Raw genomic sequence first — 26,084 nt, forward strand, 5'->3', positions numbered from 1 at the left:
TTCGATCAGGTGTGGTTCGCGGTTCGAATGCTAGCTGTATCGTTACAACGCGGTCTAGAGCGGCGGACGGATCTTCATCGGCGGCTCATGCGGTCGACTCGCGCTCGACGAGGCGGAAGCTCGTGACGTGGTCGCGCGGCTCCCAGTGCGGGTCGGGGGCGAGGCGCTTGAGCAGGAGGTCGACGGCGAGTTGCGCCACGGTGTCGCCGTCGGGGTCGATGGTGGAGAGGCTGGGAACGCTGTAACGACCCTCCAGCAGGTCGTCGAATCCGATCACGCGAACGTCGCCCGGCACGGTGAGACCGCGATCGGCGAGCCCGCGGATGACGCCCAGGGCGACCGTGTCGGTGATGCAGACGATGCCGTCGACCTCGGCGCCCGCATCCACCAGCCGGTGGGCCGCCAGGCGCCCGCCCTCTGCGGTGAGCTCATGGGTGACGGCGAGCAACGACGGATCGGTCGCGATCCCGCGCTCCGCGAGCGCCCGGCTGTAGCCGGCGTGCCGAAGCGACGTCACGCTGAGCCGGTGCAGCTCGTCGCCGAGCACCATCGCGATCCGGCGGCAGCCGCGGTCGATCAGGTGCAGCGTCGCGGCGTGAGTGCCCTCCTCATTGGGGAGCGCGATGTGGTCGACCGGTGCGCCGAACACGCTCTCACCGAGGACCACCATGGGGACATCCGTGTGCAGCAGATCTCGGTCCGCCGAGCCGAGGCCGACCGCCTCCAGGATCAGCCCGTCATACATCCTCGTGCGCGACGAGGTGATCGCCGACAGCTCGTTGTCGCGGTCCGCGCCCGTGCGTTCGATGGCGACCCGGTAGCCCGCGTCGTGCGCTCGCGCGATGATGCGCGACGCGAGCTGACCGAAGTACGGCGACTCCACCTCGGGCACGGCGAAGCCGATCGTGTTGGTGCGCCCGGCTCGCAGGTTGCGGGCTGCGACATTCACGCGATAGCCGAGCTCGTCGATCGCCCGGAGCACCCGCTCACGCGTCTCCGCCCGCACGTGCGGGTGCTGGTTGAGCACGTTCGACACCGTCATGGGCGAGACGCCGGCAGCCTTGGCGACGTCGTGCAGGGTGGGCATTGCTGAACTCTATCCGCGCACCGTCCGCGAACCGTCAGGCCAGTTCCAGCGCCACGGTGGCGAACGAGTGCGCCGGCAGCGTGACCCGGAGCGTCCCCGCGTCCAGCTCGGTCTCGAGCGCCACGGGCGCGACGGCATCGGGCGCCTCCGCGGTGTTGTGCGCGGCGGCCGAGTCGCCGGTGAGCACCCTGGCCGACGCGGAGGCGACGGGCCGGCCGCGAAGGTCGACCTCGATGGTGAGGGATGCCTCGGCGTCGAGGTTGCTGAGCGACAGCAGCGCGGTCGAGCCGGTCGTGCTGGCCGAGGCCGACAGCACCTGCAGCGGTCGCCCGTCCGCGTCGCGCGGCTCGGGCGCGTCCAGCACGTGCACGGCGAGCGACGTGGCGTCGTGGTGACCTCGGTTCATCTCGAAGACGTGATACGTCGGCGTGAGGACGAGGGCGCCGGTTGCGGCATCCGTCAGCAGCATCGCCTGCAGCACGTTCACGGTCTGCGCGATGTTCGCCATCACGAGGCGGTCGGCGTTGCGGTGGAAGGCGTCGAAGTGCACGGCGGCCACAAGGGCGTCGCGCACGGTGTTCTGCTGGTAGAGGAAGCCCGGGTTGGTGCCCTCTTCGACGTCCCACCACGTGCCCCACTCGTCGAGCACGAGCCCGACCTTCTTGCCGGGGTCGTAGGCGTCCATGATCCGCGCGTGCGCGCGGATGATGCGGTCGACGTCCTGCGCCTTCGACATGGTGGCGTAGTACTCATCGGTCGAGAACGAGGTCGCGCTGCCCTTGTGCTCCCACGTGCCGGCGAGCGTGTAGTAGTGGAACGAGATGGCCTGGAAGATGTTCTTCGGGTCGCGCTGGCAGCCCAGGCAGTTGAGCGCCTCCATGAGCGCGGTCGTCCAGCTGACGTCGTCGTCGGACGCGCCGGCCGCGATCCGGTAGAGCTTGTTGCCGCCGTGATCACGGCAGAACGTCGCATAGCGGCGGGCCTCCGCCGCGAACTGCGGTGCGGTGAAGTTGCCGCCGCACCCCCACGCCTCGTTGCCGATGCCCCAGAACGGCACCGTCCACGGCTCGTCCCGCCCGTTCTGCCGCCGAAGGCTCGCCATCGGGCTGTCGCCGTCGCGGGTGAGGTACTCGACCCACTCGCTCATCTCCTGGACGCTGCCGCTGCCGACGTTGCCGCTGACGTACGCATCGGCGCCGAGCATCTCGCAGAGGTCCATGAACTCGTGCGTGCCGAAGTGGTTGTTCTCGACGATGTCGCCCCAGTGCGTGTTCACCATGCGCGGCCGCGACTCCTTGGGGCCGATGCCGTCGCGCCAGTGGTACTCGTCGGCGAAGCAGCCGCCCGGCCAGCGCAGGTTCGGGATGCCGATGCCCTTCAGTGCCTCGACCACGTCCAGCCGGATGCCGCGCTCGTTCGGGATCTCGGAGTCCTCGCCGACGTAGAACCCGCCGTAGATGCAGCGACCCAGGTGCTCGGCGAAGTGGCCGTAGAGGTGGCGGCTGATCGCGGGACCGGGGACGTCCAGGTCGATCACGGCGCGGGCGCGGAGGTCGGGCACGGTTTCTCCTTCGAAACATCGGGCGAAGCGATTTGTAACGATACACAGCAGGCGAGGGGATGTCGAGCGGAAAAGCAGAAGGCCCGGAGTTCCGAGGAACTCCGGGCCTTCGTGGCGCTTCGACAGGCTCAGCGACCGAGAATGCTCACCAGCTCGACTTGGTCACGCCGGGCAGCTCGCCACGGTGCGCCATGTCACGGAAGCGGACACGCGAGATGCCGAACTTCGTGAGGACACCGCGGGGGCGGCCGTCGATGACGTCGCGCGAGCGCAGGCGGACCGGCGACGCGTTGCGGGGCAGCTTCTGCAGGCCCACGCGAGCGGCCTCGCGCTCCTCGTCGGTCGAGGTCGGCGAGACGAGCGCCTTCTTCAGCTCGAGGCGCTTGGCGGCGTAGCGGTCGACGACCTCCTGGCGCTGCTTGTTGCGCGCGATCTTGCTCTTCTTAGCCATGGATCAACGCTCCTCTCGGAAATCGACGTGCTTGCGGATGACCGGGTCGTACTTCTTGAGCACGATGCGGTCGGGGTTGTTGCGGCGGTTCTTGCGCGTGACGTAGGTGTAACCCGTGCCCGCGGTCGAACGCAGCTTGATGATCGGACGGACGTCCTGTGCCTTCTTGGCCATTAGAGCTTCACACCCTTCGCCTGGAGGTCACGCACGACCGCCTCGATGCCACGGGCGTCGATGACCTTGATGCCCTTGGCCGAAACGTTCAGCTTGATGTTGCGACCCAGCGACGGAACGAAGTAGGTCTTCTTCTGCACGTTCGGGTCGAAGCGGCGCTTCGTCCGGCGGTGCGAGTGCGAGATGTTGTGACCGAAGCCGGGAACTGCTCCAGTCACCTGGCACACTGCTGCCATAGTGATGTCTCCTTAGTACCGTGGAGCCGGACGGCCCCACCCAAGATCCCTTGTCTGCACCCCGCCTTCGACAGGCTCAGGGACCGCCCTGAAGCGGCCTGTGTCGAGAGTGGGATACGTACTGCGTGCTGGAGTGCGCGCAGACAAAGAGTCAGTCTAGCACGGACGGCGTGTCGCGCTTGACGTGGGCCCCGCGGCCGTCGATTCGCCGCGCTCCGCGGGCCGCCGCCGGCTCCCGACCCGGTGAGGCGCTATATTCCGGCTGGGGAATCCGTCCTGACAGGTCGTCCAATCAGCGCCGCCTCGCGCGGCGCGCGCGCGTGCGCTTGTCTACAAATTCTCTCGCGGGTCAGCCGCCCCGGTGGAACATGTTCGTCAATCCGAGAGAGAGGGGCCCCTCGCCATGACCGCCTCGCCCGACCGCGCCCGCCTGTGGCCGGTCTCTCCGTTCGACCTCGCCGACGCGAGCCGGTGCCCGTCGTGCTTCACCCTCGTCTCGGCGCCGGTCTGCCCGACGTGCGCCTTCGTGCTCACCGACGCCCGCGCCCCGCGCGTGCTGGAGCTCGGCCGCGAGATCGTGACGGCCGAGCTCGAGCGCCAGCAGCTGATGGACGAGATCCTCGCCTCGGCGCGCGTGCCCGTCGCGGCGTCCGCCGCGCGGGCGGCTGCGGTGACGGATGCCGCGATCCTGGCCCCCGCGACCATGAGCGTCGACGTGCCCGTGGCCGTGACGCCCGAACCCGCCGTTCTCGAGCCGGCTGCGCTCACGGCGCCGGACGTCGAGGAGTCCCTCACGTCGTCGGTCATGGACCAGCCGGTGTCGGAGACGCCCGTCGCCGAGGTCCCGGTGCCGGACCTGCCCGTCTCGGCCCCCGTGCCGGCGGGTCCGCAGGCCGTGCCCATGCCGGCTCCGCCGGTGCCGCCGGTGACGACGTCGGCCGCCGGCCCAGGGACCGCACGACCTGCCACTCCGCCTCCGGCAGCGGTCGCGGCATCCGCCCCCCGTCGTCGCCTCACGGTGCCGGTGCTGCTGCTGATCGTGGGCGTCTCGCTCGTGGGAGTGGCGGCGGTGTTCTTCCTGGTGCTGGCGTGGTTCGCGTGGGGGATCGAGGTGCGCGCCCTCATCATCGGCGGCATCACGCTGGCGACGATCGGCCTGGCGTCGTGGCTGCGGCGTCGCAGCCTCACCGCGACCGCCGAAGGCATCGGGGCGCTGGGTGTCGTGCTGCTCGCGCTGGACGCGTGGGCCGTGCGTGCGAACGACCTCTTCGGCGCCGGATCGGTGGACGCGGCCGTCTACACCGGGGCGTCGGCGCTGGTGGTGGCCGTGCTGTTCCGGCTGTGGGCGCGCGTGTCGCACCTTCGCGGACCTGATCTCGCGGCGTCGCTCGCGTTCCCGGCCGGAATCGGCTTCCTCGTGGCCGGGCTCGTAGATGCCCCCGCCGGCGAGGCGGTGACCGCGGGCCTCCTCGGCGCCGCCGCCGGCGGGCTCGCGCACGCGCTCCCCGCCCCGTGGTCGTCGGCCCGACGCGGCGCGGAGGGCGTGCCCGAGCGGCTCGTGCTGGCGGTGGCGGGTGTGGTCGCGCTCGTCGGCGCGGCCCTCACTGCTCTTTTCCTGACGGGTGACGCGGTGCCGATCGTCGTGTGGTCGAGTGCGGGCCTTGTCGCACTCGGCATCGCGCACGCATGGCTCGCCGGCCGCCCGGTCGGCGGCGCCGTCCTTCCCGCGTCGACGGCGATCGCGGGCGTCGCCTCGGGCCTCGCGACCGCCGCGGCGGCGCTCGTCGGCTGGCAGCTCGCCGCGCGCACCGAACTGCCGGTGTACAGCTTGCTCATCGCGCCGGGGCTCGCGGCCCTGGTCGCCTACGGCCTCGACGTCGTGCGCTCTCGCCGCGACTCGCGCGCGCTGCTGCCGGCGGCGATCGTGTCGGCAGCGGTCGCGGCGGTGTCGACCGTCGGCGTCACGATCTGGTGGGGTGCGCAGGCGGCGCAGGCCATCGAGTCCGGGTGGACGCCGTGGCGGACCGAAGCCCTGGCTCAGCCCGCGCTCGCCCCTGAGGATCCGTGGCTCGCGCTCGGCGCGGCGGTGTTCATCGCCGCGCTGCTGCTGCGAGCGCCCACGCTCACCCGTCCAGGCCTGCGCGAACTGGCACCGGTGGCGGCGACCGTCGTGATGCTGGCCGCCGGAGCTCGGACGGCGGTGCCCGCCGCGCTGGTAGGCCTGGCGGGAGTGATCGCCGTGGCCGCGATCGTCATCACCGCCGTCGCGGTCCGCCGGAGCTCTCCCGCGGTCCCGTCGCCGAACCTCGTCCCCGCATCGCCCGACGGCCCCGCGGCACCCGCCGGCCCCGCGACGCCCGCCGGCACGGCGGCGCGCGCCGGCGTGCACCACGCGCCGGTCGGATGGATCGTGGCAGGGGCGATGGCAGCCGCGACCGCCTATGTCGCCGGCGTCGCCACGCCGTGGCTCTGGGCCGTCGCGGTCGTCATCGCGATCGCCTACCCGATCGCCCTGCGCATCGTCGTGCGGCCGACCGGCACCGCGGCGGTCGCGACCGCGATCGCGCCCGTCGCGATCGCCGCACTGTCCACAGTGTTCGCCCCGGCGGCCCTGTCTGTCGCGATCGGCCTGGCGGGAGCCGAGACCTGGGTGGCGCTGGCGCTGCTGCAGTGGGTCGCCCTGGCGACGCTGGCAGCCGCCGTCGCGCTGCGGATCGAGCGCGGGAGCCGCACGGCGCTGGCCCTCGCCGCCGAGCTCCTCGTGATCGTCGGTGTCGTCGCGGTCGCCGGCTTGGCCGCGTCGGGCGCCGTGGAGACGAGTCCGCTGCTTTCGGCGATCGGCGAACCGGCGCTCGGGATCGTTCGCGGCGCCCTCCTGCTCGTCGCCTTCGCCATCGTGGCCATGGGGCGTACGCGCATCGACGGAGTTCCGGCCGTCGTGGCCGCCGCCCTGGCCGCGCCTGTGGCGGCGGCGACCGTGTTCGATGCGCTGCGCACCTTCGACGCGCGCGGCGAGGAATGGGCTCCGCTGCTGCTGACCGCGGCCACCGTCGTGGTTCCGGTGGTCGCCGCCGTCACGGCTCTCCTCCGCCGCTCGCCCACGACCGCGGATCCGGCCTCGAACGCGCCGACCGGTGGGGACGCCGCCGGCGCCCCGCCGCGTACCACCCTCGACTCCCGCGCCGCGCGCCGTCTCGCGGCCGACGCCGGCGCCGGCGTCACGGTGCTGACCGTCGTGTGGGGAGTCTCGGGCCAGCTCGCGTGGGCGATCCTCGCACTCATCGGGCTGGGCTTGGCCGCGGCATCCGTCTCCCGCGGCTGGGCCGCCCCGGCGGGCGATCCTGCCGACGATCGCTTCGCGATCACGCGGGACGGGATGCCGCTGGCCGACGCACCGCGCCGCCTTCTGGCGTGGCCGGCGGTGGCCGCGGCGATCGCAGCGTGGTGGTCGTGGCTCACGGAGGGGACGCCCGCGACGTCGTACACGATCGAGTCGTATGTGCTGCCGGTCGCGGTTGCGCTGGTGATCTTCGCCGCGCTGCTCGTGTGGCTGCGCCGACGTGCGGAGGCGACCGTCGCGCTGGCGGTCGGCCTCGCGCTCGCGCTCTGGATTCCCGCGGTCGCCGGGTGGACCGGAGACGCGCTGCGCGGCGTCGTCGTGGCGCTCGCGGCCGTGGTGGTGACCCTGGCGCTGGCCTTCACGCCGGTGCGCGGCATCCGTCCCGTCGCTCCCGCCGGCGCAGCCGTCGCCATGACGGGTCTCGGCCTCGTGGCGGTCGAGCGCGCCCTCGACGGACCGGGCTGGCACGTGCTGTGGGTCGTGCTGCTCGTCGCCATCGCCTACGCGTCGGGTGCCGGAATGGCGCGCGTCCCGCCGGGCCGGGCGTCGTCGCGGGCGTACGGGCACATCGTTCCTCCCGCGGCACTCGTGGCCGCGCTTCCCGTGATCGTGACGGTCGCCGCCGAACCCCGCATCGTGGCCGGCACCGTCATCATGCTGGCCGCGCTGCACCTGGCGGCCGCAGGCCTCGATCGGGTGCCGCTGACGGCCGCGACCCGCTGGATCGCACTCGCCAGCGCGGCCGTCGTCGGCACGGCCGGCTGGCTGCAGGGCGCGGTCGTCGAGATCGAAGCGGTATCGCTCCCGGTCGCCGCGATGTGCCTCGTGGGGGCCGTGCTCGGGATGCTGCGGCGCCGGAGCAGCGGCGCCTCCTGGCCCGCCGCCGAGGGGCCCGCCTGGATCACCGGCCTCGTGCTGGCGACAGCGCCGAGCCTGATCGTGGCTGCGGAGCCGGCGCGCGTCTGGGCGTACGTCGTGCTCACGCTCCTCGCCGCCGCCGGCGTCGCTGCGGTGCGCGAGCCTGCGGACCGCGCCGTCGACACTCCGGCAACGATCCCGGCGCCCGCGGTGGTCCCGCCGCCCGCCCGAGTCCCCGCGCCCGCGGTCGCCGGCGCTTCCGCCCCCGTCTCCGCGCCCGCAACGGCGCCCGCAGCCGCCACCGCCGCCGCCGGAGCCGCCGCGCGCGCACCATGGAGCCCCGCGCCGACGCCCGCAGCCCGCCCGCCGCGCTTCCCCGACGTCTGGAGCCTGCGCACGCCGACGGTGGCCATCCTCGGCGCCGCGGCCCTCGCGATGGGCGTCCGAGGACTCCTTCCTCCGGGCGTCGCGGGCGACACCGCCGCGGCCATCGTCGCCGCCGTCGGCGTGCTCGCGGTGGCAGTGCTCTTCACCGCGACGGCGGCGACCGACCGACCGGGTCGCGCTGCGGCCGTGCTCGCAGGTGCCGGAGCCGCGCTGCTCGTGCTGGTCACCATCACCCGTCCCGACGCGGATCTCGTCACCACGACCGTGACCGCGGTCATCGGCGGCGCCGTGGGCGTCGCCGGTGCGTCGGTGCTGGGCCTCCGCCGCTGGGCGCCGCTGGGCGCCGTGCTCGCGGTGGGCGGGCTCGTCTCGGCCGTCGCCGCGTGCGCGATGCGCTTCTTCGCCGTCGCTCCGCTCGCCGGTGCCGGACTTGAGGCCGACCTGTGGGCGGTGGCGGCTGCCGGCATCGCTGCCGCGATCGCCCTCGCGGCGCTGCGTGCGACCGACACGCCCGTCGTGGCACGGGCCGCCGGCGCCGGCTTCGCGGCGGCGTCGGTGCTGTTCGCGATGGCCGAGCTGCAGCTGCTCTTCACGCAGACGGCCGGCGACGAGCTCCGGGCGGTGATCGTGATGAGCGCCCTCACGGTGGCCGCGGCGGTCGGCTTCGCCGCCCGCGCCCGGCTGGGGCTGTCGCCGGCCATCGCCGCCGCGGTGGCGAGTGTGGTCTTCGGGCTCGTCGCGCTCACCGCGGCCGGGGTCCGCCCTGTCGAGCTCGTGACCGTGCCGCCGGCGATCGGCGGCATCCTCCTCGGCGCGCGCACGCTGCGTCGCCACGCCGAAGCGCGCACGTGGCCGACGCTGGGTCCCTGGCTCGCGCTCCTCACCGTGCCGTCGCTCCTGCACGACTTCTCCGGCTCCGGGTCGTGGCTCGGCGGCACGGCGACCTCCGACGACACCGCCCTGTGGCGGATCGTCGGGCTCGGGCTGGTCGCGATCGCGATGGTCGTGATCGGAGCGGTGTACCGCCTGCAGGCGCCGCTGGTGCTCGGGTCGGCGGTGCTCCTCCTGCACGCCGTCGCACAGCTGTGGCCGTGGATCTCGAACGCCTACGTCGCGGTGCCGTGGTGGCTGTGGCTCGGCCTCGGGGGTGCGCTGCTCATCTTCATCGCCGCCCGCTACGAGAAGCGCATGCGCGCCCTGCGCTCCGCGTTCGTCGCGGTCACCTCGCTGCGCTGACCCCGCGGAGCCGGGCGCGCGGGTGAGCGATCAGACCGCTTCAGCGACCTCGCGCGCGCCGCGGCCCCACCGGAACGGCGACACCGTGGGGTCGCCCGGGATCCAGTACCGCCACGGGAACGCGGCGGTGCCGGCCACCCCGGCCACGCCCACGCGCGGACCCGACGCGATCTCGGCGAGCGGGTCGACGAGCAGGTCGAGCCGGGCCGTCGCGCCGTGCAGAGCGGTCCCCGTGATCGCGTCGATGCCGTCGTGGAACGGATGCCGCAGCCCCACCGCGTCGCCCAGCCGGCCGGGTCCGCGCGCGAGGTCGCGCGGCGTGCGCGCCGCGGGTCGGCGCCGGGTCGCGGCATCCGTCCCATCGATCACCTGACCCGCACGCAGCAGGATCCCGCCCGCGACACCCTCGGGACCGCACACGACGTTCACGCACGAGTGGATGCCGTGACTCAGGTAGACGTAGAGGTGGCCGGGCTCGCCCCACATGGTGGCGTTGCGGGCAGTCGGGCCCATGCGCGCGTGGGAGCCCGGATCGGGCTGCGGGCCGGTGCCGCGGCCGTGGTAGGCCTCGACCTCGGTCAGCCGAACGACCACCGTCTCGCCCTCGACCACGGTCGTGAGCCGGGCTCCGAGCAGCGACGGCGCGACGTCGGCGGGCAGGCCGCGCAGATCGGCGCGGGTCGCCGCTCGCCACCGGTCCCGCACCATGCGGCGAGTCTACGTCCGCGCGTCGGCGTCACGTTCGGGGTTGCGCTTCCCGGCTTTCGCTACTGTTCCGGCATGGGGAAGTGGTTCGTGCTCATCCTGCTGAGCGTGTCGCAGTTCATCATGGTGCTCGACAGCACGGTCATGAACGTCTCGATCTCGACCGTCGCCCACGACCTCGGCACCGACATCTCGGGCATGCAGGCGGCGATCACCTTCTACGCGCTCACCATGGCCGCGTTCATGCTCACCGGCGGCAAGCTCGGCGACCGCTGGGGTCGCAGCCTGGCGTTCCGCATCGGCTCGATCGTCTACGGCATCGGATCGCTCACCACCGCGCTGAGCCCGAACCTCACGGTGCTCATGTTCGGCTGGTCACTCGTCGAGGGTCTCGGCGCCGTCCTGGTGATCCCCGCGATCGCGGCACTGGCGGCCATCAACTACGAAGGGCGCGCGCGGGTCGTCGCCTTCGCGGTGCTCGGTGCCGTCACCGGCGGCGCCGCAGCCGCCGGTCCGCTCATCGGCGGACTCGTCACCACCTACTCGTCGTGGCGCTACGTCTTCGTCGCCGAGGCGGTCGTGATGACCCTCGTGCTGATCGTGTCGGGGCGCATCAAGGACGTCCCCGGCGACCGCAAGCTGCGCATCGACCTCTTGAGCGTGGTGCTCTCGGCGCTCGGCCTCGCCCTGCTCGTCTACGGCATCCTGCAGTCCAAGAGCTGGGGCTGGTTCGTGCCGCTCGACCCGCCCGTCATCAACGGCCAGCCGTTCGCACCGCTCGGCGTCTCGCCCGTGGCCTACCTGATCCTGCTGTCGATCGTCGTGCTGTGGCTGTTCGTGAAACGCCAGCAGCACCTCGAGCGCACGGGCGGCGTGCCCCTGCTCAAGGTCAGCCTGCTGCGCATCCCCGCGTTGCGCAGCGGCCTGACGATGTTCATGGCGCAGTACTTCGCGATCGCCGCGCTGTTCTTCGTCATCCCGGTGTACCTGCAGACGATCCTCGGCTTCGACGCGCTGCAGACCGGCCTGAAGATCCTGCCGCTGTCGATCGGCCTCATCATCTTCTCGATGCTCGGGTCGCGCCTGTCGACGGTGCGCTCCGCGCAGAACATCGGCCGCATCGGCCAGCTGACGCTCGGACTCGGCGTGCTGATCGTGTTCGTGGCGGTGCAGCCCGAGCTCGCCGACTGGGCCTTCGCGGCGGGCATGTTCGTGGTGGGCGCCGGCTTCGGCCTGCTCGCGTCGCAGCTCGGAAACGTCAACATGTCGGCCGTGGACCAGTCGGACACGTCAGAGGTGGGCGGCCTCCAGGGAACGTTCCAGAACCTCGGCTCGTCGTTCGGCACGGCGATCGTCGGTTCGGTGTTCATCCTGCTGCTCACGTCGGGCTTCACCGGCGCGCTGCAGCAGAGCGACACCCTGCCCGACGACATCCGCGACGAGGTCGTCGCCGTCGCGTCCAAGGGCGCGCCGATCATCTCCCAGGACCAGGCCGAAGAGATCCTGCGCGACGCCGGCGCCGACGACGAGTCCGCCGCCGAGATCGCCCAGCTCTACGCCGACACGCAGGTCGAGTCGCTGCGGCAGTCGCTGTTCCTCGTGTTCGCCCTGACGGTGCTCGGGCTCATGCTCTCGGCCGGCCTGCCGTCGAGGATCCCCGAGCCGGCCGAGCGGCCCCAGGCTCCGGCATCCGCTCCGCCCCCTCCTCGCGACTGACCCGGCCCGCCCGCGCGTCGCGCCGCGCCACGGCCCGCCGCTCTCGTGTCCCGTCGCGGGCCGGCGCGCCCGTGCCCCGTCGCCTGCCGGCCGTCCCGTCGCCTCCCCCCTCACCGTTGCCGAGAAACCGCGATCTCGACGAGCGACCATGACGTCGACGCCGAGAACGTGGTCGTTCGACGACACCGCGGTTTCTCGACGGAAAAGAAGGACGGGAGGAGGGAGGGACGGATGCCGGGAAGCGGCGCGGGCGCTAGCGGGGCGGCACCTGGCACCACGAGATCGAGGCGCCGTTCAGGGCGATCACCTGCTCGCCGCCGTCGACCTCGAGGACGCGCGTCTCGGGGCGCTCCGGCAACGGGAGCTGATAGGTGTCGTAGGTGTTGCTCACGGCATCCGGCGCCACCATCACGGCGACGTAGCGGGCGCTGGGCGACACGCACACCTGGATGACGGCATCCGTGTCGGCGATCTCGGTGAGCATGCTCGTCGCGCCGTCCGCCGCGACGAGCGCCACTGAGGTACGCCCGGTGGGCAGGCCGTCCTCGGCGAGCACGGCGGCCGTGCGGACCGTCGACCCGTCCGGCAGCGGCGTCACCGACGTCGTGCCGCCGAGGTCGACCTCGGGGGCGACCAGCGGCGCCTCGCTCGCGTCGGTCAGGTCGATGACCGACGCCTGCTCGAGGCGGTCGACGACGGCCTCGCTCGAGCCGCGGGCGATGCCGTCGATGCCGATGGCGGTGCCGAGCGCCGTCGCGGCGGTGCCCGCGTCGGGGCCCGTCAGCAGCAGCGAGCCGTCGAACGACAGCAGCAGCATGCTGTCGGTGTCGGGCACGAAACGCCACTCCGCGACACGGGGGTCGGCGCCCTCCACCTCGATCGCGACCGGATCGGCGCCTGCGTCGCCGAGCGAGGCGGTGTACAGGCGGCTCTCACGACCCGAGTCGGCGTCGAGCTCGGCATCGGAGAAGGTGTAGCCGATCCGCTCGCCACGGTCGGCGCTCTGCAGGTTCGACACGTACCCGTCGCCGGGCAGCGGCAGCTCGCGGGGATCTTCGCCGTCGAGATCGGTGACGATGAGCCCCGCCTCATCGTCGTCGGTGCGCACCGACACGACGAGGTGCTCGCCCGTCGCGCGGAAGTCCTCGATGTGCGCGTGGCGGAAGACCGGCACCGCCTGCTGGCCGGTGAGGTCGGAGCGGTAGATCAGGTCGCCGTCGTCGGTGCCGCGCTGCAGCAGGTACACCTCGGCCGGCGGCGTGCGGAAGGTCTCGGTGATCGTCGCCGGCGGGCCGCCGCCGAGCGAGGCGACCTCGTCGATCGTGACCGTGTACTCGGTGTCGTCCCACAGCGGCAGGGTGAACCGCACGCCCACGCTGCGCCCCGACGTGTCGACGGCGAAGGGCGTGGCCGGCGAGACGGTGACCTGCGAAGGGTCGACCTCGGCGAGCGACTGCGTCGTGGTGACGATGAGACGGGAGCCGGATGCCGCGGCCGCCGCCTCCGGATCGACATACACGTCGGTGACCCGGGGCCCCTGCGCCACGGTCGCGGCGGCCCCCGCGAGCCCGAACACCGCGAGCACGGCCGTCACGATCGCGAAGGTGCCGACGAACGCGCGCCCCCGTCGGCGGCGCGCCCGCGCGCTCCGCGTGCCCGGTCCGGCGCCCGCGGTCACGCTGCGGCGCGCGTGCGGCGTGGAGCGGCCCGGGCTCGAGCCTGCGCCCCGGCTCGCACCCCGGCCTGGGGAAGCACCGTCAGTACTCATACGGATCCTGCGGCTCGGAGATCTCCTCGACCGCGGCCGCGTCGACCACGAGCCGCCCGTCCGACGACGAGCGCACCGTGCCGCTGATCGAGACCCATTGCCCCGTGGCAGGTGCGCCGCCGGCGGCGACGACCGGCAGGCTCGCCGGCTGCGCGTCGATGACGCAGTGCGTGATCACCAGCCTCGTGAGGTCGAAGGCGCCGTCCTCGCCCGGTGTGACGAATCCGGTGAGCTCGATCGGGTCTCCGTCGAACGCCTCCGGATTCGTGGCGGTGGCGAACACCGTCGCCCACTCGCCGACCCCGAACGACGCCGTGTCGCCGGTCGAGGCGAGCTGGATGGTGTCGGCGCCGCCGAACAGCGGCGTCGCCCCGACGTCGCGCGACATGGCGAGCTCGGCCGACAGCGATGCGGGCGGCAGCACGAGGGTGAGGAGCACGACGCCCGATGCCGCGATCCCGCCGACCGCCGTCGCCGCGACCGCGACGGGATGGCTGCGGAAGACGTGGGCGTGGTGCTCGTGCGCGTCGTGACGGTCGTGGTCGCTGTCGTCTTCGTGACGGAGGAACAGCGTCGAGATCTCGCCGCGGCCGTGGTCGTGACCGCGCCCAGGCGTTCCGTCCGGCTCGTTGCTCGCGAGGAGCCGCGCCTCTGCCCCCGGTCGTTGAGCGGAGGGCGCTCCAGCGCCCGCAGACGCAACGCCTCGGCGATCCACACGCTCGTCCCCGTGGTCGTGGCCGTGGTCGGCCTCGGCGCCGAGCGGCAGCGCGAACGACGCGATCGTGCCCACGAGCACCAGCACCGCCATCGAGACCGCGAACCAGGTCGAGTCCGGATTGATGTAGAGCCCGAGCTGGCCGGTGAGCGCCAGCGAGATCGTGACGACGGCGAGCACCGCGGCGAGCCCGACGCCGAGCCAGCGCGTTCCGACGAATCCGGCCTTACGCAAGGAGGTTCACCGCCGTCCCGATCGCGAACGCCGACAGCACCACGACGACGACGATGCCGCCGAGCGTGCGCCACGTGAACGTGGTGCGCATGAGCGCGAGCATCTTCACGTCGACGAGCGGACCGACGAGCAGGAACGCCACGATCGACCCGGGCGTGAAGGTCGAGGCGAACGAGAGCGCGAAGAAGGCGTCCACGTTTGAGCAGATCGCCACGACCATCGCCAGCGCCATCATCGCGACGATCGACAGCGCCGGGTTCGCCCCGATCGCGAGCAGCGCGTCACGGGGGATCAGCACCTGCACGGCGCCGGCGAGCGCCGATCCGATGACCAGCGCCGGCATCACCGCGCGCAGCTCGATGATGAACTGCGCCAGCGTGCGCCGCCACTTGCCGCCCGGTTCGTGCAGCACGAGCTCGCACGTGTCGCGGAACCGGTCGGTCAGCAGGGCGTCCGGGGACGGATGCCGCGAATACAGCCATCCGATGAGGTTCGCGATCGCGTACCCGCCGAGGAGGCGCGCGACGAGGATGCCGTCGCTGAAGCCGAACGCCTGGTGCGTCGTGATGATCACGATCGGGTTCACGATCGGCGCCGCGATGAGGAACGTCAGCGTCTCGGGCACCGAGAATCCGCGCATCAGCAGCCCGCGCGCGAAGGGCACGTTGCCGCACTCGCACACCGGCACCAGCATCCCGAGGAGCGACAGCACCGCGCGACGGGCCCACGCGCGGCGCGGCATCCATCGCTCGATGACACCCGCCGGCACCCACACCTGCACGACGATCGACAGCACGACGCCGAGCGCGACGAACGGCAGCGACTCGATGAGCACGCTGATCGCGAGCGTCAGGCCGTCCTGCGCGCGCGTGGAGAGGGGGTCGGTGAAGAGCGCAGGCGCCAGCCAGTCGATGAGGAAGGTGCCGGCGACGACGAGGATGCCGATGCCGAGCCACAGCGCCGCGCGCGCCTGGGGGGACGGCTCGAGGCGCGCGGTCGCCGGTTCGTAGCGCTGCCGCGACGAACCCGAGGATGTTCGCTGCGACCCGCGCGTGCCGGGATCAGTCCGCGTCACGCTCGGCGTCCCGGGCGGCGGCGCACGTCCCGCAGAGCCCGAAGATGTCGACGACGTGCTCGGCGTCACGGAACCCGTGACGTTCGGCGGTGCGCTTCGCCCACTGCTCGACGTCCGTCGCCTCGATCTCGACGGTCAGTCCGCAGGAGCGGCAGATCAGGTGGTGGTGGTGGCCGCTGCTGGTGCAGGCACGGTAGAGCGCCTCGCCCTCGGGGCTCTGCAGCGAATCGGCCTCGCCCTGCGCCGCGAGACCGGCGAGCGCGCGGTACACCGTGGCCAGTCCGATGCCGGTGTTCTCGTCGCGGAGGGTGGCGTGCAGCGACTGCGCGCTGACGAATCCGCGGGCGTCCGACAGCGCTTCGCGCACGCGTTCGCGCTGCCACGTATTGCGCTGGACCATAGGGGCGAGTCTACCGACGGGTCCTGAGCGTCGGCCGGGCGCCGGGGATGTGGCTCTTGCGCGGCCGCCCCGGTTCATGTGGCGCAACACGCCGAATCCGACGCGCGATTCCGCGTGTCGTGACACCCGAGGCCCAGCCCGCACGCACTCGGCGCCGGGGGCCCCGGTTCATGTGGCGCAACACGCCGGATCCCACGCGCGATTCCGCGTGTCGTGGGCCCGAAGCCCCAGCTCGCACGCCCGCCGCCACCGGGGGCTCACGCGGTCGCGGCCACCCGGTCACGCGGTCGCGGCGGTCACCCGGGTCACGCGGTCGCGGCGGGCGCCCACGACGCGGCACACGACGTAGATGACGAACGAGATCGTGGTGATGTACGGGCTCACCGGCAGCGTGCCCATGATCGCGAGCAGGATGCCGCCCACCGCCGAGACGAACCCGAAGAGCGCCGACAGCAGCGGCACCGACAGCGGACCCGACGCGACGCGCATCGCCGCGGCGGCCGGCGTGACCAGCAGCGCCATGACCAGGAGCGCCCCGATGATGTGCACCGCGACCGCGACGATGAGCCCGAGGAGCAGCATGAAGCCGAGCGAGACCGCGGTGGTCGGCACGCCGCGCGCCGCCGCCGACTGCGGATCGAGCGAGTCGAACCGGAGCGGGCGCCAGATGAGCAGCAGGCCGACGAGCACGACGGCGCCGATGCCGATCAGCCACCCGAGCTGACCGGTCTGCACCGACACGATCTGCCCCGTGAGCAGGCTGAACCGGTTGGCGCTGCGGCCGTCGTAGAGCGAGAGGAACAGGATGCCGAGACCCAGGCCGAACGGCATCAGCACGCCGATGATCGAGTTGCGGTCGCGGGCCTTGGCGCCGAGTACACCGATGATGGCGGCGGCGATGAGCGAGCCGACGATCGACCCGGTGACGACGTCCCACCCGATGAGGAGGGCGGCGGCCGCGCCGGCGAACGACAGCTCGCTGATGCCGTGCACCGCGAAGGCCATGTCGCGCTGCATGACGAACACGCCGACCAGGCCGCCGACGAGGCCCAGCACCGCCCCCGCCCACACCGAGTTCGACACCAGCGCCAGGATCTCGCCATAGAACGGCAGGCCGCCGAACATCGCGTCGGCGATGTCGTTCCAGTTCATTCGTGCGCCCTGCTCATAGTGAACGAGGTACATAGTGTACGAGCTGCATCGTGGGTGCCGCTCATTCATGCGCCTCATGGTCGTGATGGTGATGGGATGCCTCGGCATCGGGTGCGCCCACCACCACGAGGCGATCGCCGGCCCGCAGCACGAAGACGTGCGCTCCGTACAGCGCCGTCAGCACGTCGGAGCGGAGCACCTCCTGCGGGGTCCCCAGCGTGAAGCGGCCGTTCGCGATGTACAGGATGCGGTCGACCTTGCCCAGGAGCGGGTTGATGTCGTGGGTGACGAGGAGCACCGCGGCATCCTTCTCCCGCCGATGGCGGTCGATGAGCCCGATGACCGCCTGCTGGTTCGCGAGGTCCAGGCTGGTGAGCGGCTCGTCGCACAGCAGCAGCCGCGGGTCGTCCGCCAGCGCCTGACCGGCGCGCAGCCGCTGCTGCTCGCCCCCCGAGAGCTGACCCACGGGCCGGTCCGCGAAGCCCGTGGCGCCGACGGCCTCGATGAGGGCGTCCACCCGCGCGCGGTCGCCCCGGCGGGGGATCGGAAGGCCGAAGCGGTGGCCGTCCACCCCGAGCGTGACGAGGTCGCGCCCGCGGAGGGAAGTGTCGCGCGGCAGCGGGCGTGCCTGCGGGATGTACCCGATGCTGCGGCTGCCGCGACGCTCCACCGCCGCACCGCCCACCGTGATCTCGCCGCGCGAGAGCGGCTCGAGCCCGAGGATGGCGCGCAGCAGCGTGGTCTTGCCCGAGCCGCTCGGGCCCAGCACCGCGACGAGCTCGCCGGGGTGCACGTCGAGGTCGAGGCCCGACCAGAGCTCCCTACCGCCGCGCTGGAGGGCGGCACCGCGGATGCTGAGGACCGGCGGCCGGCGTCGGTCGACGCCGCGCGAGGAGGGCGCGGAGCCGGGCGTCACGCCTGCAGCGCCGTGCTGAGCGCCTCGATGTTCGCCTGCATCCACGAGATGTAAGTCTCCCCCTCCGGGAGCGTTTCCGAAAACGCGATCACCGGGATGTCGAGGCCCTCCGCCTCGCCGACGATCTCCTGCGTCTCGGCGCCACCGGTCTGGGTGTTCGTGATGACCACGCTCACGCCGCCGTCGCGGACGAGCGCCAGCGACTCGAGCAGGGTCGCGGGCGCGACATCCTGCCCCTCTTCGACCGCCTCGCTGAACGCCTCGGGCGTCGCGTTCTCGAGGCCCGCGGCCTCGATGAGGTAGACGGGCACGGGCTCGGTGACGAACACCTTCTCGCCGCCGTGCGCGGCCTCGATGTCGGCCAGCGACGCCTCGAGGCCCTCGACCTCGGCGGCGAAGGCCGCCGCGTTCGCGGCGAAGGTCTCGGCGGCGTCGGGGCTCAGCTCGCCGAGCTCCTCCGCGATCGCCTCGGCCACGTGGGCGATGGTGTGCGGGTCGTACCAGACGTGCTCGTTGAAGCCCTCGACGTGCCCGTGGTCGCCGTGGTCGTGGTCCTCGTCGGCGTGCTCGTCTTCCGCCGGCGCGGTCTCCTCGGCGTCCGCGGCGTGGGCCTCGTCGTCGTGGCCCTCGTTCTCGGGCCAGTCGTGCGAGTACTCCACGGCCGTGATCACGTGCGCGTCGGTGCCGCTGGACTCGATGAGCCCGTCGATGAAGGCGTCGTAGCCGCCGCCGTTCTCGATGATGAGGTCGGCCTTCGACACCGACAGCTGGTCGCGGGCGCTCGGCTCGAACGAGTGCGGATCCTGCGACTCGTTGGTCACGATCGAGGTCACGTCGACGAGGTCGCCGCCGATCTCCGACGCGATCTCTCCGTAGACGTTGGTCGAGGCGACCACCGTGATGCGCCCGTCGCCCTCGTCGTCGCCGGCTGCCGGAGTGGTGGCGCAGCCGGCGAGGGTGACGACGGATGCCGCCGCCAGGCCGAGCAGGATCACGGAACGTCGAGGGGAGGTCATGCACCAAGCCTATCGCTAATGAGAATCGTTCTCGAATCGGCACCCCGATCGTGCTTGCTGCTCATCCTCGGCCGGCCGCCCAGCCGGCCCGGTCCAGCGCGGCTCCGCGGGCTCCGGCCGGCGTGCGCGGGCCCCGCCCCGGCGCCGCGGACTCCACGCGGCCCACCCCGTTACCGGCCGCCGTCCACCGCGTCAAGCCCGAAGGCGAAGGGCCGCTCACCGTCCTACGGTGACCGGCATGACCGACCCCGTGCCCCCGGCCAACGCGCTGCCGTCGCGGCAGCTGGCGGTGACGTGGGGCATCCCCGACCGCTTCGGCGGCATGACGGAGGCTCTGCTGCACCGATCGCGGCTGTTCGCCGCGGCCGGCGCGCGCGCGGAGGTCGTCACCTTCGAGCCGCGCCCGGACTACGGCGCGGTGCGCGCCGAGCTCGAGGCACGCGGCGAGCTCGCCGGCGGCGTCGGGCTGCGCAACATCTACGAGGACTTCCGTCGCCGCGCGGACGAACCCTGTCCGGTCGACGCGCTTCCGGCGCCGGCGGAGCGGCCACCCGACGAGGTGAACGACACCGCCTCCGGCACGGTCCTTCGCTGGCGCGACGGCGCGGCACTCGCGCGCGTGGAGCACCGCCGCGCCGACGGCAGCCTCGCGGTGCTGGAGCAGCGCCCTCACCCCGAGGCATCCCACCGCGTGGTCACGTCGTTCGACGCCGCCGAGCGCACGACGGGGCAGTGGGCGAGCGTGCGCCGCTTCCGCTTCGCGTGGCTCGACGAACTCGTCGCCGGCCGGCCCACGGTGGCGATCGTCGACAGCAAGACGGCCGCGCGCTGGATGCAGCACTATCGGCGCCCGCACGTCACCCGCATCCACCTGGTGCACGGCGCCCACCACGATGCGCAGGGCCGGCTCACCGCGTCGCGGCGCGACATCTTCGAGCACCTGGAGCGGTGGGACGCCGTGGCCTTCCTCACCGATCGGCAGCGGGCGGCGGCGATCGCCGCGGTCGGCGACATCGGCAACCTCGACGTCGTCCCCAACGCCGTGACGATCCCCGAGTGGATGCCGCGCCTCCCGCCCGATCGCCTGCACGGCGTCATCGCGACGCGGCTCTCCGCCCTCAAGCGCATCGACCACGCCCTCCAGGTGATCGCGCGCGTGCGCGCCCTGGGTGTGCCCGTCACGGCGGAGATCCTCGGCGACGGGTCGCAGCGCGCCCGCCTCGAGGCCGAGGCCGCCCGCCTCGGGCTGGCGGAAGCCGCGACCTTCGCCGGCTATGCCGCGGATGGCGCCGACGGCTTCGCGCGCGGGTCGTGGACGCTGCTCACGAGCCGCTCCGAGGGCACATCGCTCGCGCTCCTGGAGGCGATGGGAGCGGGGTGCATCCCCGTCGCCTACGACATCGCGTACGGACCCGCCGAGGTGATCCGCGAGGGGCGGTCGGGCTGGCTCGTCCCCGACGGCGACATCGCGGCCGCGGCCGCCGCGCTCACCTCGCTGTGCGTCCTCCCCGACGACCGCCTCGCCGCGATGCGGCGCAGCGCCCGCCACACTGCGCAGGCCTATGACGAGGAGTCCGTGCTCGAGCGCTGGATCGACGTGCAGGAGGCCGCCGTGCGGCGGCACGAGGAGCGCCGCCGGCGCGAAGGCCCGTCGCTGCTGCGCCGGGCGGCCGGGCGCGCCCTGCGCGTCAGTCGAGCAGCAGCGCAGGCTCTTCGAGGATCGACGCCACATCCGCGATGAAGCGCGACATCCCGTCGCCGTCCACCACCCGGTGATCGAACGAGCCCGCGACCGTCGTCACCCAGCGGGGGCGCACCTCGCCCTCGACGACCCACGGCTTCTGACGGATCGTGCCGAGCGCGACGATGCCGGCCTCGCCCGGGTTGATGATGGGCGTTCCCGCGTCCATGCCGAAGACGCCGATGTTCGTGATCGTGATGGTGCCGCCCTGCTGGTCGGCCGGGGTGGTCCTGCCCTCGCGCGCCGTGAGCGTGAGCTTCTCGAGCGCCCGGGCGAGGTCGCGCATCGAGAGATCCTGCGCGTCCTTGATGTTGGGCACGAGCAGGCCGCGTGGGGTGGCTGCGGCGATGCCCAGGTTGACGTAGCGCCGCACGCGGATCTGCGCGCCGCCCTCGGCGTCCACCCACGCGGCGTTCACCATCGGCGTGCGCCGGGCGGCCCAGATCACCGCGCGCGCCATGATCAGCAGCGGCGACACCTTGACGTCTGCGAAGTCGGGCGACGTCTTCAGCCGCTTGACGAGCTCCATGGTGCGGCTGGCGTCCACGTCGGTCCACACCGAGACGTGCGGCGCCGAATAGGCGGACTGCACCATCGCCGACGACGTGGCCTTGCGCACGCCCTTGACCGCGATGGTCTCCTCGCGGCCGGCCGCATCGGGCGCGGGAATCGAGGGGGCGACCGACGCCGGGCCGGCCGGCGCAGCCGAGCGATCGGCCACCGGGATCGTCTCCTCGCGCACGTCGCCCCACTCGGGCGTCTCGATGTTGCGGAACACGCTCGCCTGCGACGCGTGACGCACGACGTCGTCGCGGGTCACCTCGCCCGCCGGGCCGCTCGGGGTCACCGCGGCGAGCTCGACGCCGAGGTCGCGCGCGAGCTTGCGGATGGGCGGCTTGGCGATGACGCCGACGGATGCCGCGACCCGCTCCTCCGCGGGCACAGCCGGCTTGCGCCGCCGTGACTGGACGTGCCCGCCCGTCCCGTAGCCGACGAGGACCGCACCCTCTCCCGCGGCGTCGGCGGGCTCGCCGTGCTCGGACTGTCCGACGGTCGCCGGGGACGCGGCATCCGTCTCCGAAGCGATCGTGATGATCGCCGCACCGACGTCGACGGTGTCGCCCTCGGCCACGAGCAGCTCGCCCACGGTGCCCGCGAAGGGCGAGGGCAGCTCGACGAGCGACTTGGCGGTCTCGATCTCGACGAGCACGTCGTTCACGGCCACGGCGTCGCCCGGGGCGACCCGCCACTGGACGATCTCGGCCTCGGTGAGTCCCTCGCCGACGTCGGGGAGGACAAAGGTCTGCGTGCTCATCGGAGCTCCTTCCATCCGCCGCCCCTTCCGCGAGACTCCATCTGGGGGCCGAGACCGCGGGGATCACCCACAGTCTCGTCGTCCAGATGGATTCTCGCGGTCAGGGGCACGGCAGGGGTGGGTCAGTAGGCCAGGGAACGGTCGACGGCCTCGAGGATGCGGTCGGCATCGGGGAGGTACGCGCCCTCGAGCTTGGCCGCCGGGAACGGGGTGTCGAAGCCCGACACGCGCAGCACCGGCGCCTCGAGCGCGTAGAAGGCGCGCTCCATGACGGTCGCGGCGACCTCGGAGCCCAGCGACGTGAAGCCCGGCGCCTCCTGCGCGTAGACCATGCGGCCGGTGCGGCGCACCGAGTCGAGGATCGGGTCGTAGTCCACGGGCGAGAGCGAGCGGAGGTCGACGACCTCGATGCTCGTGCCCTCGGCCTCGGCGAGCACGGCGGCCTGCAGCATCGTGGTCACCATCGCGCCGTGGCCGACGAGGGTGACGTCGGTGCCCCGGCGCACGACGCGCGACGCGTGCAGCGGCAGGGCGCGCGCCGATGTGTCGACCTCGCCCTTCTGCCAGTACTTGCTCTTGGGCTCGAGGAAGACGACGGGGTCGGGCGAGGCGATCGCGTCCTGGATCATCCAGTAGCCGTCGTTCGGCGTCGATGGGCTCACGACCCGCAGTCCGGCCGTGTGCGTGAAGTACGCCTCGGGGCTCTCCTGGTGGTGCTCGACCGCGCCGATGTGGCCGCCGTAGGGGATGCGGATGACGACGGGCATCTGCAGCGCGCCCTCGTGGCGATTGGTGAGCTTCGCGAGCTGCGTGGTGATCTGGTCGAACGCGGGAAAGACGAACCCGTCGAACTGGATCTCGACGACGGGCCGGAAGCCGGCCATCGCCAGGCCGATCGCGGTGCCGACCAGCCCCGACTCGGCGAGCGGGGTGTCGAGCACGCGCTGCTCGCCGAACTCGGCCTGCAGACCCTCGGTCACACGGAAGACGCCGCCGAGCTTGCCGATGTCTTCACCCATCAGCAGCACGCGGTCGCTGCCGGCGAGGGCTGCCCGCAGTCCCGCGTTGATCGCGCGGCTGAACGGCATGGTGCGGACGGCGGATGCCTCGGCCGACGCCGCCGGCGCCTCCGGTGTGCTCGCGGCCGGGGCTGCCGGCGCGTGCGCGGCGCGTGCCGTCTCGTCGCGGAGCTCTTCGCTCGACGACCGGGATTGCAGGGTCACGATGCGCCTCCCTCGAAGGATGCCTCGTAGTCGGCGAGCCAGCGTCGCTGCTCTTCGATGACCGGGTGCGGCTCGGCGTAGACGTGCGCGAACATCGAGTCCGCCTCGAGCCCGCCCAGCGCGTTGGTGCGCGTGCGGACGTCGTCGGCCAGCGCCTGCGACTCGGCGTCGACGTCGGCGAAGAACGCGTCGGAGGCGCCGCGCCCCTGGAGGAATGCCTTCATGCGGGCGATCGGGTCGCGACGGCGCCACGACTCCTCCTCGTCCTGCGTGCGGTACTTCGTGGGGTCGTCGCTCGTCGTGTGCGCGCCGAGGCGGTAGGTCATGGCCTCGATCGCCCGGGGCCCCTGGCCGGCGCGGGCCTCGTCGAGCGCGGCGCGCGTCACCGCCCAGCTCGCGAGCACGTCGTTGCCGTCGATCAGAGCGCTCGGCATGCCGTACCCCTCGGCCCGCTTGTGCAGCGGCGAGCGCGACTGCGTCGCGACGGGCACGGAGATCGCCCACTGGTTGTTCTGCAGGAAGAAGATCTCGGGCGTGCGGTAGCTGGCGGCGAAGACCATCGCCTCGTGCACGTCGCCCTGACTCGAGGCGCCGTCGCCGTAGTACACGACCACGGCCTCGTCGCGGTCGGGGTCGCCGGTGCCGCAGCGGCCGTCGAACACGAGTCCCATCCCGAACCCGGTCGCGTGCAGGGTCTGCGACCCGAGCACGAGCGTGTAGATGTGCGTGTTGCCGTTCTTCGGATCGGTCGGGTCCCACCCGCCGTGCGTGAGTCCGCGCATCACACGGATGATGTCGATCGGGTCGACGCCGCGGATCTTCGTGACCACGTGCTCGCGGTACGACGGGAAGATGTGGTCCTGCGGCCGGGCGGCGCGGGCCGAGCCGACCTGCGCCGCCTCCTGGCCGTAGCTCGGCGGCCACAGGGCGAGCTGGCCCTGCCGCTGCAGGTTGGTCGCCTGCACGTCGAACGCGCGGATGACCGCCATGTCGCGGTAGAACGTCTCGAGTTCGGCGTCGCCGAGCGCGTCGACCGCGGCGCGGTAGCGCTCGGCCGCCGGTGTCGGGGCGAACGTGCCGTCCGCCTCCAGGAAGCGGACGAGTGCGGGGTCTTCGGGAGTCACAGGTTCCGAAGGTGCCGTGGCGCCGGTCGTCACCGAGTCTTCAGGCGGGGTCACCGTTCTACGCTAGCCCGCACCCCCGCGTGGCCTTCCGGGAGGTTCTTCACAACGGATGCTGCGATCCCTAGGACCTTCTCCACAGATTCCTCTTCGCCGACCGAGATTCGGATGCCGTCACCCGCGAACGGGCGCACGATCACCCCGGCCTCCTCGAAGGCCGTGGCGAAGACCGCGGTCTCATCGCCGGCGGCGAGCCACACGAAGTTGCCCTGCGCCTCCGGCACGTTCCAGCCCGCATCGCGCAGGCCGGCGGCCAGGCGATCGCGCCGGTCGGCGATCACTCGCACGCGCTGCAGCAGCTCGTCCTCGGCGTCGAGGCTCGCCAGCGCCGCCTCCTCGCCGTGCGCAGTGACCGACAGCGGGATGGCGGTGCTGCGCGCGGCGTCGAGCACCCGCGGGTGCCCGATCGCGTAGCCGATCCGCAGCGCCGCCAGGCCGTAGGCCTTGGAGAAGGTGCGGAGCACCACGACGTTGGGGTGTGCTGCGCTCGCCAGCACACGGCGGCCGTCGACCGCGTCGGGGTCGGTGACGAATTCGGCGTACGCCTCGTCGAGGATCACGAGCACGTCGGCGGGCACCCGCTCGACGAATGCGTCGAACTCGGCCTGGGTGACGATCGGACCGGTCGGGTTGTTCGGGCTGCACACCAGGACCGCGCGCGTCCGCTCGGTGATCGCCGCCGCCATCGCGTCGAGGTCGTGCCGCGCGCCTTCGGCGAGGGGAACCTGCACGGCGGTCGCACCGGCGACGACCGCGAGCCACGGGTACGCCTCGAACGAGCGCCACGCGTAGACGACCTCGTCGCCCGGACCCGACGTCGCGAGCACAAGCTGGGCGAGGATCGACACGCTGCCCGCGCCGATGTGGACCGCGTCGGTGCCGACTCCGAAGCGCTCCGCCAGGCGCTCGCGCAGGCGGGCCGCGGTCGCGTCGGGGTAGCGGTTGAGCGCGGTCGCCCCCTGCACCCGCTCGAGCACGCCGGGAAGCGGGTCGAAGGGATTCTCGTTGCTCGACAGCTTGAACGCGTCGGCGCCGGCCTGCCGCCCCTGCTTGTACGGAGGGAGCGCGGCGACCTCGGGGCGCACGCGGACGGGGATCTCGGGAGCGTCGGTCACGCCCCGAGTCTACGAGCGGGACGGATGCCGCGTCTCGGGCCGGTGCGTCGCCATTGGCCCCCGGGGGCCGCCGTGGAAGACTGGCCCCACTATGGGCTTCCTCATCCGCGTCGTCATCAACGCGTTCGCGATCTGGGTCGTCACCCTGATCCCGGCGCTCCAGGTCTCCGTGATCCCGTTCCCGCCGGGAGAGACGCTCCAGCTCGTGCTCACGCTGCTGATCGTCGCAGCGATCTTCGCGATCGTGAACACGGTGATCGGCACCGTGATCAAGGTGCTCGCGTTCCCGCTCTACATCCTCACGCTCGGTCTCATCGGCCTGATCATCAACGCGTTCCTGCTGTGGCTCACCGCGTGGCTGACGAGCTTCTGGAACTGGGGCCTGCGCGTCGAGGACTTCTGGTGGGGCGTGGTCGCGGCCGTGATCATCACGCTGATCAACTGGATCTTCGGCATCATCCTCCGCCCGCGCAAGGACTGAC

21 protein-coding genes are annotated in these 26,084 nt (G+C 72.5%); 4 read left to right on the plus strand and 17 right to left on the minus strand.

All coding sequences use genetic code 11. The features are described from left to right. Positions 1-85 precede the first annotated feature (85 nt). The 5 genes from IM770_RS08590 to rpmB all read right to left on the minus strand — a co-directional run bounded on the left by IM770_RS08590 (position 86) and on the right by rpmB (position 3,509). The gene (locus IM770_RS08590; RefSeq protein ID WP_203580731.1) at positions 86-1,087 is read right to left on the minus strand and encodes a LacI family DNA-binding transcriptional regulator; all 1,002 of its coding nucleotides are present in this window, start codon (positions 1,085-1,087) and stop codon (positions 86-88) included. 34 nt (positions 1,088-1,121) lie between these two features. Then, positions 1,122-2,648 (minus strand): alpha-N-arabinofuranosidase, encoded by a 1,527-nt coding sequence (locus IM770_RS08595; protein ID WP_203580732.1) that lies wholly within the window; start codon positions 2,646-2,648, stop codon positions 1,122-1,124. 145 nt (positions 2,649-2,793) lie between these two features. Beyond that, positions 2,794-3,099, minus strand: a complete 306-nt coding sequence (gene rpsN / locus IM770_RS08600) for a 30S ribosomal protein S14 (protein ID WP_018173549.1) — start codon at positions 3,097-3,099, stop codon at positions 2,794-2,796. 3 nt (positions 3,100-3,102) lie between these two features. Continuing rightward, positions 3,103-3,273 (minus strand): 50S ribosomal protein L33, encoded by a 171-nt coding sequence (gene rpmG / locus IM770_RS08605; RefSeq protein WP_018173550.1) that lies wholly within the window; start codon positions 3,271-3,273, stop codon positions 3,103-3,105. Beyond that, a complete protein-coding gene (gene rpmB, locus IM770_RS08610; RefSeq protein WP_013584774.1) occupies positions 3,273-3,509 on the minus strand; it encodes a 50S ribosomal protein L28 in 237 nt (78 codons plus the stop codon). Before rpmB ends, rpmG begins: the two co-directional genes overlap by 1 nt. Before the next feature lie 403 nt (positions 3,510-3,912). On the opposite strand from rpmB, the gene IM770_RS08615 reads away from it, so the two are divergent. After that, positions 3,913-9,330: an SCO7613 C-terminal domain-containing membrane protein gene (locus IM770_RS08615; RefSeq protein ID WP_203580733.1), complete on the plus strand. Its 5,418-nt coding sequence runs from the start codon at positions 3,913-3,915 to the stop codon at positions 9,328-9,330. Between the two features lie 30 nt (positions 9,331-9,360). Here IM770_RS08615 and IM770_RS08620 read toward each other — a convergent pair whose 3' ends face one another. After that, a complete protein-coding gene (locus tag IM770_RS08620) occupies positions 9,361-10,038 on the minus strand; it encodes a DNA-3-methyladenine glycosylase (protein ID WP_203580734.1) in 678 nt (225 codons plus the stop codon). A 72-nt stretch (positions 10,039-10,110) separates the two neighbouring features. Between IM770_RS08620 and IM770_RS08625 the strand changes: the two genes are divergently transcribed. Further along, a complete protein-coding gene (locus tag IM770_RS08625; RefSeq protein WP_203580735.1) occupies positions 10,111-11,751 on the plus strand; it encodes an MFS transporter in 1,641 nt (546 codons plus the stop codon). A 253-nt stretch (positions 11,752-12,004) separates the two neighbouring features. Here the strand turns inward: IM770_RS08625 and IM770_RS08630 are convergent, their stop codons facing one another. The 7 genes from IM770_RS08630 to IM770_RS08660 all read right to left on the minus strand — a co-directional run bounded on the left by IM770_RS08630 (position 12,005) and on the right by IM770_RS08660 (position 19,027). Next, entirely contained in the window at positions 12,005-13,345 is a 1,341-nt protein-coding gene (locus IM770_RS08630; protein WP_239065973.1) for a hypothetical protein, read from the minus strand. 163 nt (positions 13,346-13,508) lie between these two features. Next, a complete protein-coding gene (locus IM770_RS08635) occupies positions 13,509-14,468 on the minus strand; it encodes a TIGR03943 family putative permease subunit (protein WP_203580737.1) in 960 nt (319 codons plus the stop codon). After that, on the minus strand, positions 14,461-15,426 hold the full coding sequence (locus IM770_RS08640; protein WP_203581062.1) for a permease: 966 nt from the start codon (positions 15,424-15,426) through the stop codon (positions 14,461-14,463). The genes IM770_RS08635 and IM770_RS08640 overlap by 8 nt, the downstream gene beginning before the upstream one ends. A 103-nt stretch (positions 15,427-15,529) precedes the next feature. After that, positions 15,530-15,943, minus strand: coding sequence for a Fur family transcriptional regulator (locus tag IM770_RS08645; protein WP_203580738.1), 414 nt, complete (start codon positions 15,941-15,943; stop codon positions 15,530-15,532). Positions 15,944-16,222: 279 nt separating this feature from the next. Next, positions 16,223-17,095, minus strand: coding sequence for a metal ABC transporter permease (locus tag IM770_RS08650; RefSeq protein ID WP_203580739.1), 873 nt, complete (start codon positions 17,093-17,095; stop codon positions 16,223-16,225). Between the two features lie 61 nt (positions 17,096-17,156). Continuing rightward, complete coding sequence (locus IM770_RS08655) at positions 17,157-18,011, minus strand: metal ABC transporter ATP-binding protein (protein ID WP_372430664.1); 855 nt, start codon at positions 18,009-18,011, stop codon at positions 17,157-17,159. Continuing rightward, complete coding sequence (locus IM770_RS08660; protein WP_203580740.1) at positions 18,008-19,027, minus strand: metal ABC transporter solute-binding protein, Zn/Mn family; 1,020 nt, start codon at positions 19,025-19,027, stop codon at positions 18,008-18,010. The genes IM770_RS08655 and IM770_RS08660 overlap by 4 nt, the downstream gene beginning before the upstream one ends. Positions 19,028-19,265: 238 nt before the next feature. Between IM770_RS08660 and IM770_RS08665 the strand changes: the two genes are divergently transcribed. After that, positions 19,266-20,768, plus strand: a complete 1,503-nt coding sequence (locus tag IM770_RS08665; RefSeq protein WP_203580741.1) for a glycosyltransferase — start codon at positions 19,266-19,268, stop codon at positions 20,766-20,768. Here the strand turns inward: IM770_RS08665 and IM770_RS08670 are convergent. The 4 genes from IM770_RS08670 to IM770_RS08685 form a co-directional block, all read right to left on the minus strand. Further along, positions 20,716-22,083 (minus strand): dihydrolipoamide acetyltransferase family protein, encoded by a 1,368-nt coding sequence (locus tag IM770_RS08670; protein WP_203580742.1) that lies wholly within the window; start codon positions 22,081-22,083, stop codon positions 20,716-20,718. The genes IM770_RS08665 and IM770_RS08670 overlap by 53 nt on opposite strands. A 122-nt stretch (positions 22,084-22,205) precedes the next feature. Then, complete coding sequence (locus IM770_RS08675; protein ID WP_203581064.1) at positions 22,206-23,171, minus strand: alpha-ketoacid dehydrogenase subunit beta; 966 nt, start codon at positions 23,169-23,171, stop codon at positions 22,206-22,208. Between the two features lie 131 nt (positions 23,172-23,302). After that, positions 23,303-24,430 (minus strand): thiamine pyrophosphate-dependent enzyme, encoded by a 1,128-nt coding sequence (locus IM770_RS08680; RefSeq protein WP_203581065.1) that lies wholly within the window; start codon positions 24,428-24,430, stop codon positions 23,303-23,305. A gap of 50 nt (positions 24,431-24,480) precedes the next feature. Then, entirely contained in the window at positions 24,481-25,602 is a 1,122-nt protein-coding gene (locus tag IM770_RS08685; protein WP_203580743.1) for a histidinol-phosphate transaminase, read from the minus strand. Positions 25,603-25,693: 91 nt separating this feature from the next. Here IM770_RS08685 and IM770_RS08690 point away from each other — a divergent pair, with 91 nt between their 5' ends. After that, positions 25,694-26,083: a phage holin family protein gene (locus IM770_RS08690; RefSeq protein WP_203580744.1), complete on the plus strand. Its 390-nt coding sequence runs from the start codon at positions 25,694-25,696 to the stop codon at positions 26,081-26,083. Position 26,084 lies beyond the last annotated feature (1 nt).

Origin of the sequence: Microbacterium hibisci (assembly GCF_015278255.1) — a bacterium.
In the GTDB taxonomy this organism is placed as follows: Bacteria; Actinomycetota; Actinomycetes; order Actinomycetales; family Microbacteriaceae; genus Microbacterium; species Microbacterium hibisci.

What these genes read in the sequence shown, in the direction of transcription:
- IM770_RS08620 (WP_203580734.1), bottom strand. Translation starts at nt 10,038, where the DNA reads ATGGTGCGGGACCGGTGGCGAGCGGCGACCCGCGCCGATCTGCGCGGC.
- IM770_RS08670 (WP_203580742.1), bottom strand. Translation starts at nt 22,083, where the DNA reads ATGAGCACGCAGACCTTTGTCCTCCCCGACGTCGGCGAGGGACTCACC.
- IM770_RS08650 (WP_203580739.1), bottom strand. Translation starts at nt 17,095, where the DNA reads ATGAACTGGAACGACATCGCCGACGCGATGTTCGGCGGCCTGCCGTTC.
- IM770_RS08590 (WP_203580731.1), bottom strand. Translation starts at nt 1,087, where the DNA reads ATGCCCACCCTGCACGACGTCGCCAAGGCTGCCGGCGTCTCGCCCATG.
- IM770_RS08625 (WP_203580735.1), top strand. Translation starts at nt 10,111, where the DNA reads ATGGGGAAGTGGTTCGTGCTCATCCTGCTGAGCGTGTCGCAGTTCATC.
- rpsN (WP_018173549.1), bottom strand. Translation starts at nt 3,099, where the DNA reads ATGGCTAAGAAGAGCAAGATCGCGCGCAACAAGCAGCGCCAGGAGGTC.
- IM770_RS08690 (WP_203580744.1), top strand. Translation starts at nt 25,694, where the DNA reads ATGGGCTTCCTCATCCGCGTCGTCATCAACGCGTTCGCGATCTGGGTC.
- IM770_RS08660 (WP_203580740.1), bottom strand. Translation starts at nt 19,027, where the DNA reads ATGACCTCCCCTCGACGTTCCGTGATCCTGCTCGGCCTGGCGGCGGCA.
- IM770_RS08665 (WP_203580741.1), top strand. Translation starts at nt 19,266, where the DNA reads ATGACCGACCCCGTGCCCCCGGCCAACGCGCTGCCGTCGCGGCAGCTG.
- IM770_RS08645 (WP_203580738.1), bottom strand. Translation starts at nt 15,943, where the DNA reads ATGGTCCAGCGCAATACGTGGCAGCGCGAACGCGTGCGCGAAGCGCTG.
- rpmG (WP_018173550.1), bottom strand. Translation starts at nt 3,273, where the DNA reads ATGGCCAAGAAGGCACAGGACGTCCGTCCGATCATCAAGCTGCGTTCG.
- IM770_RS08675 (WP_203581064.1), bottom strand. Translation starts at nt 23,171, where the DNA reads ATGCCGTTCAGCCGCGCGATCAACGCGGGACTGCGGGCAGCCCTCGCC.
- IM770_RS08615 (WP_203580733.1), top strand. Translation starts at nt 3,913, where the DNA reads ATGACCGCCTCGCCCGACCGCGCCCGCCTGTGGCCGGTCTCTCCGTTC.
- rpmB (WP_013584774.1), bottom strand. Translation starts at nt 3,509, where the DNA reads ATGGCAGCAGTGTGCCAGGTGACTGGAGCAGTTCCCGGCTTCGGTCAC.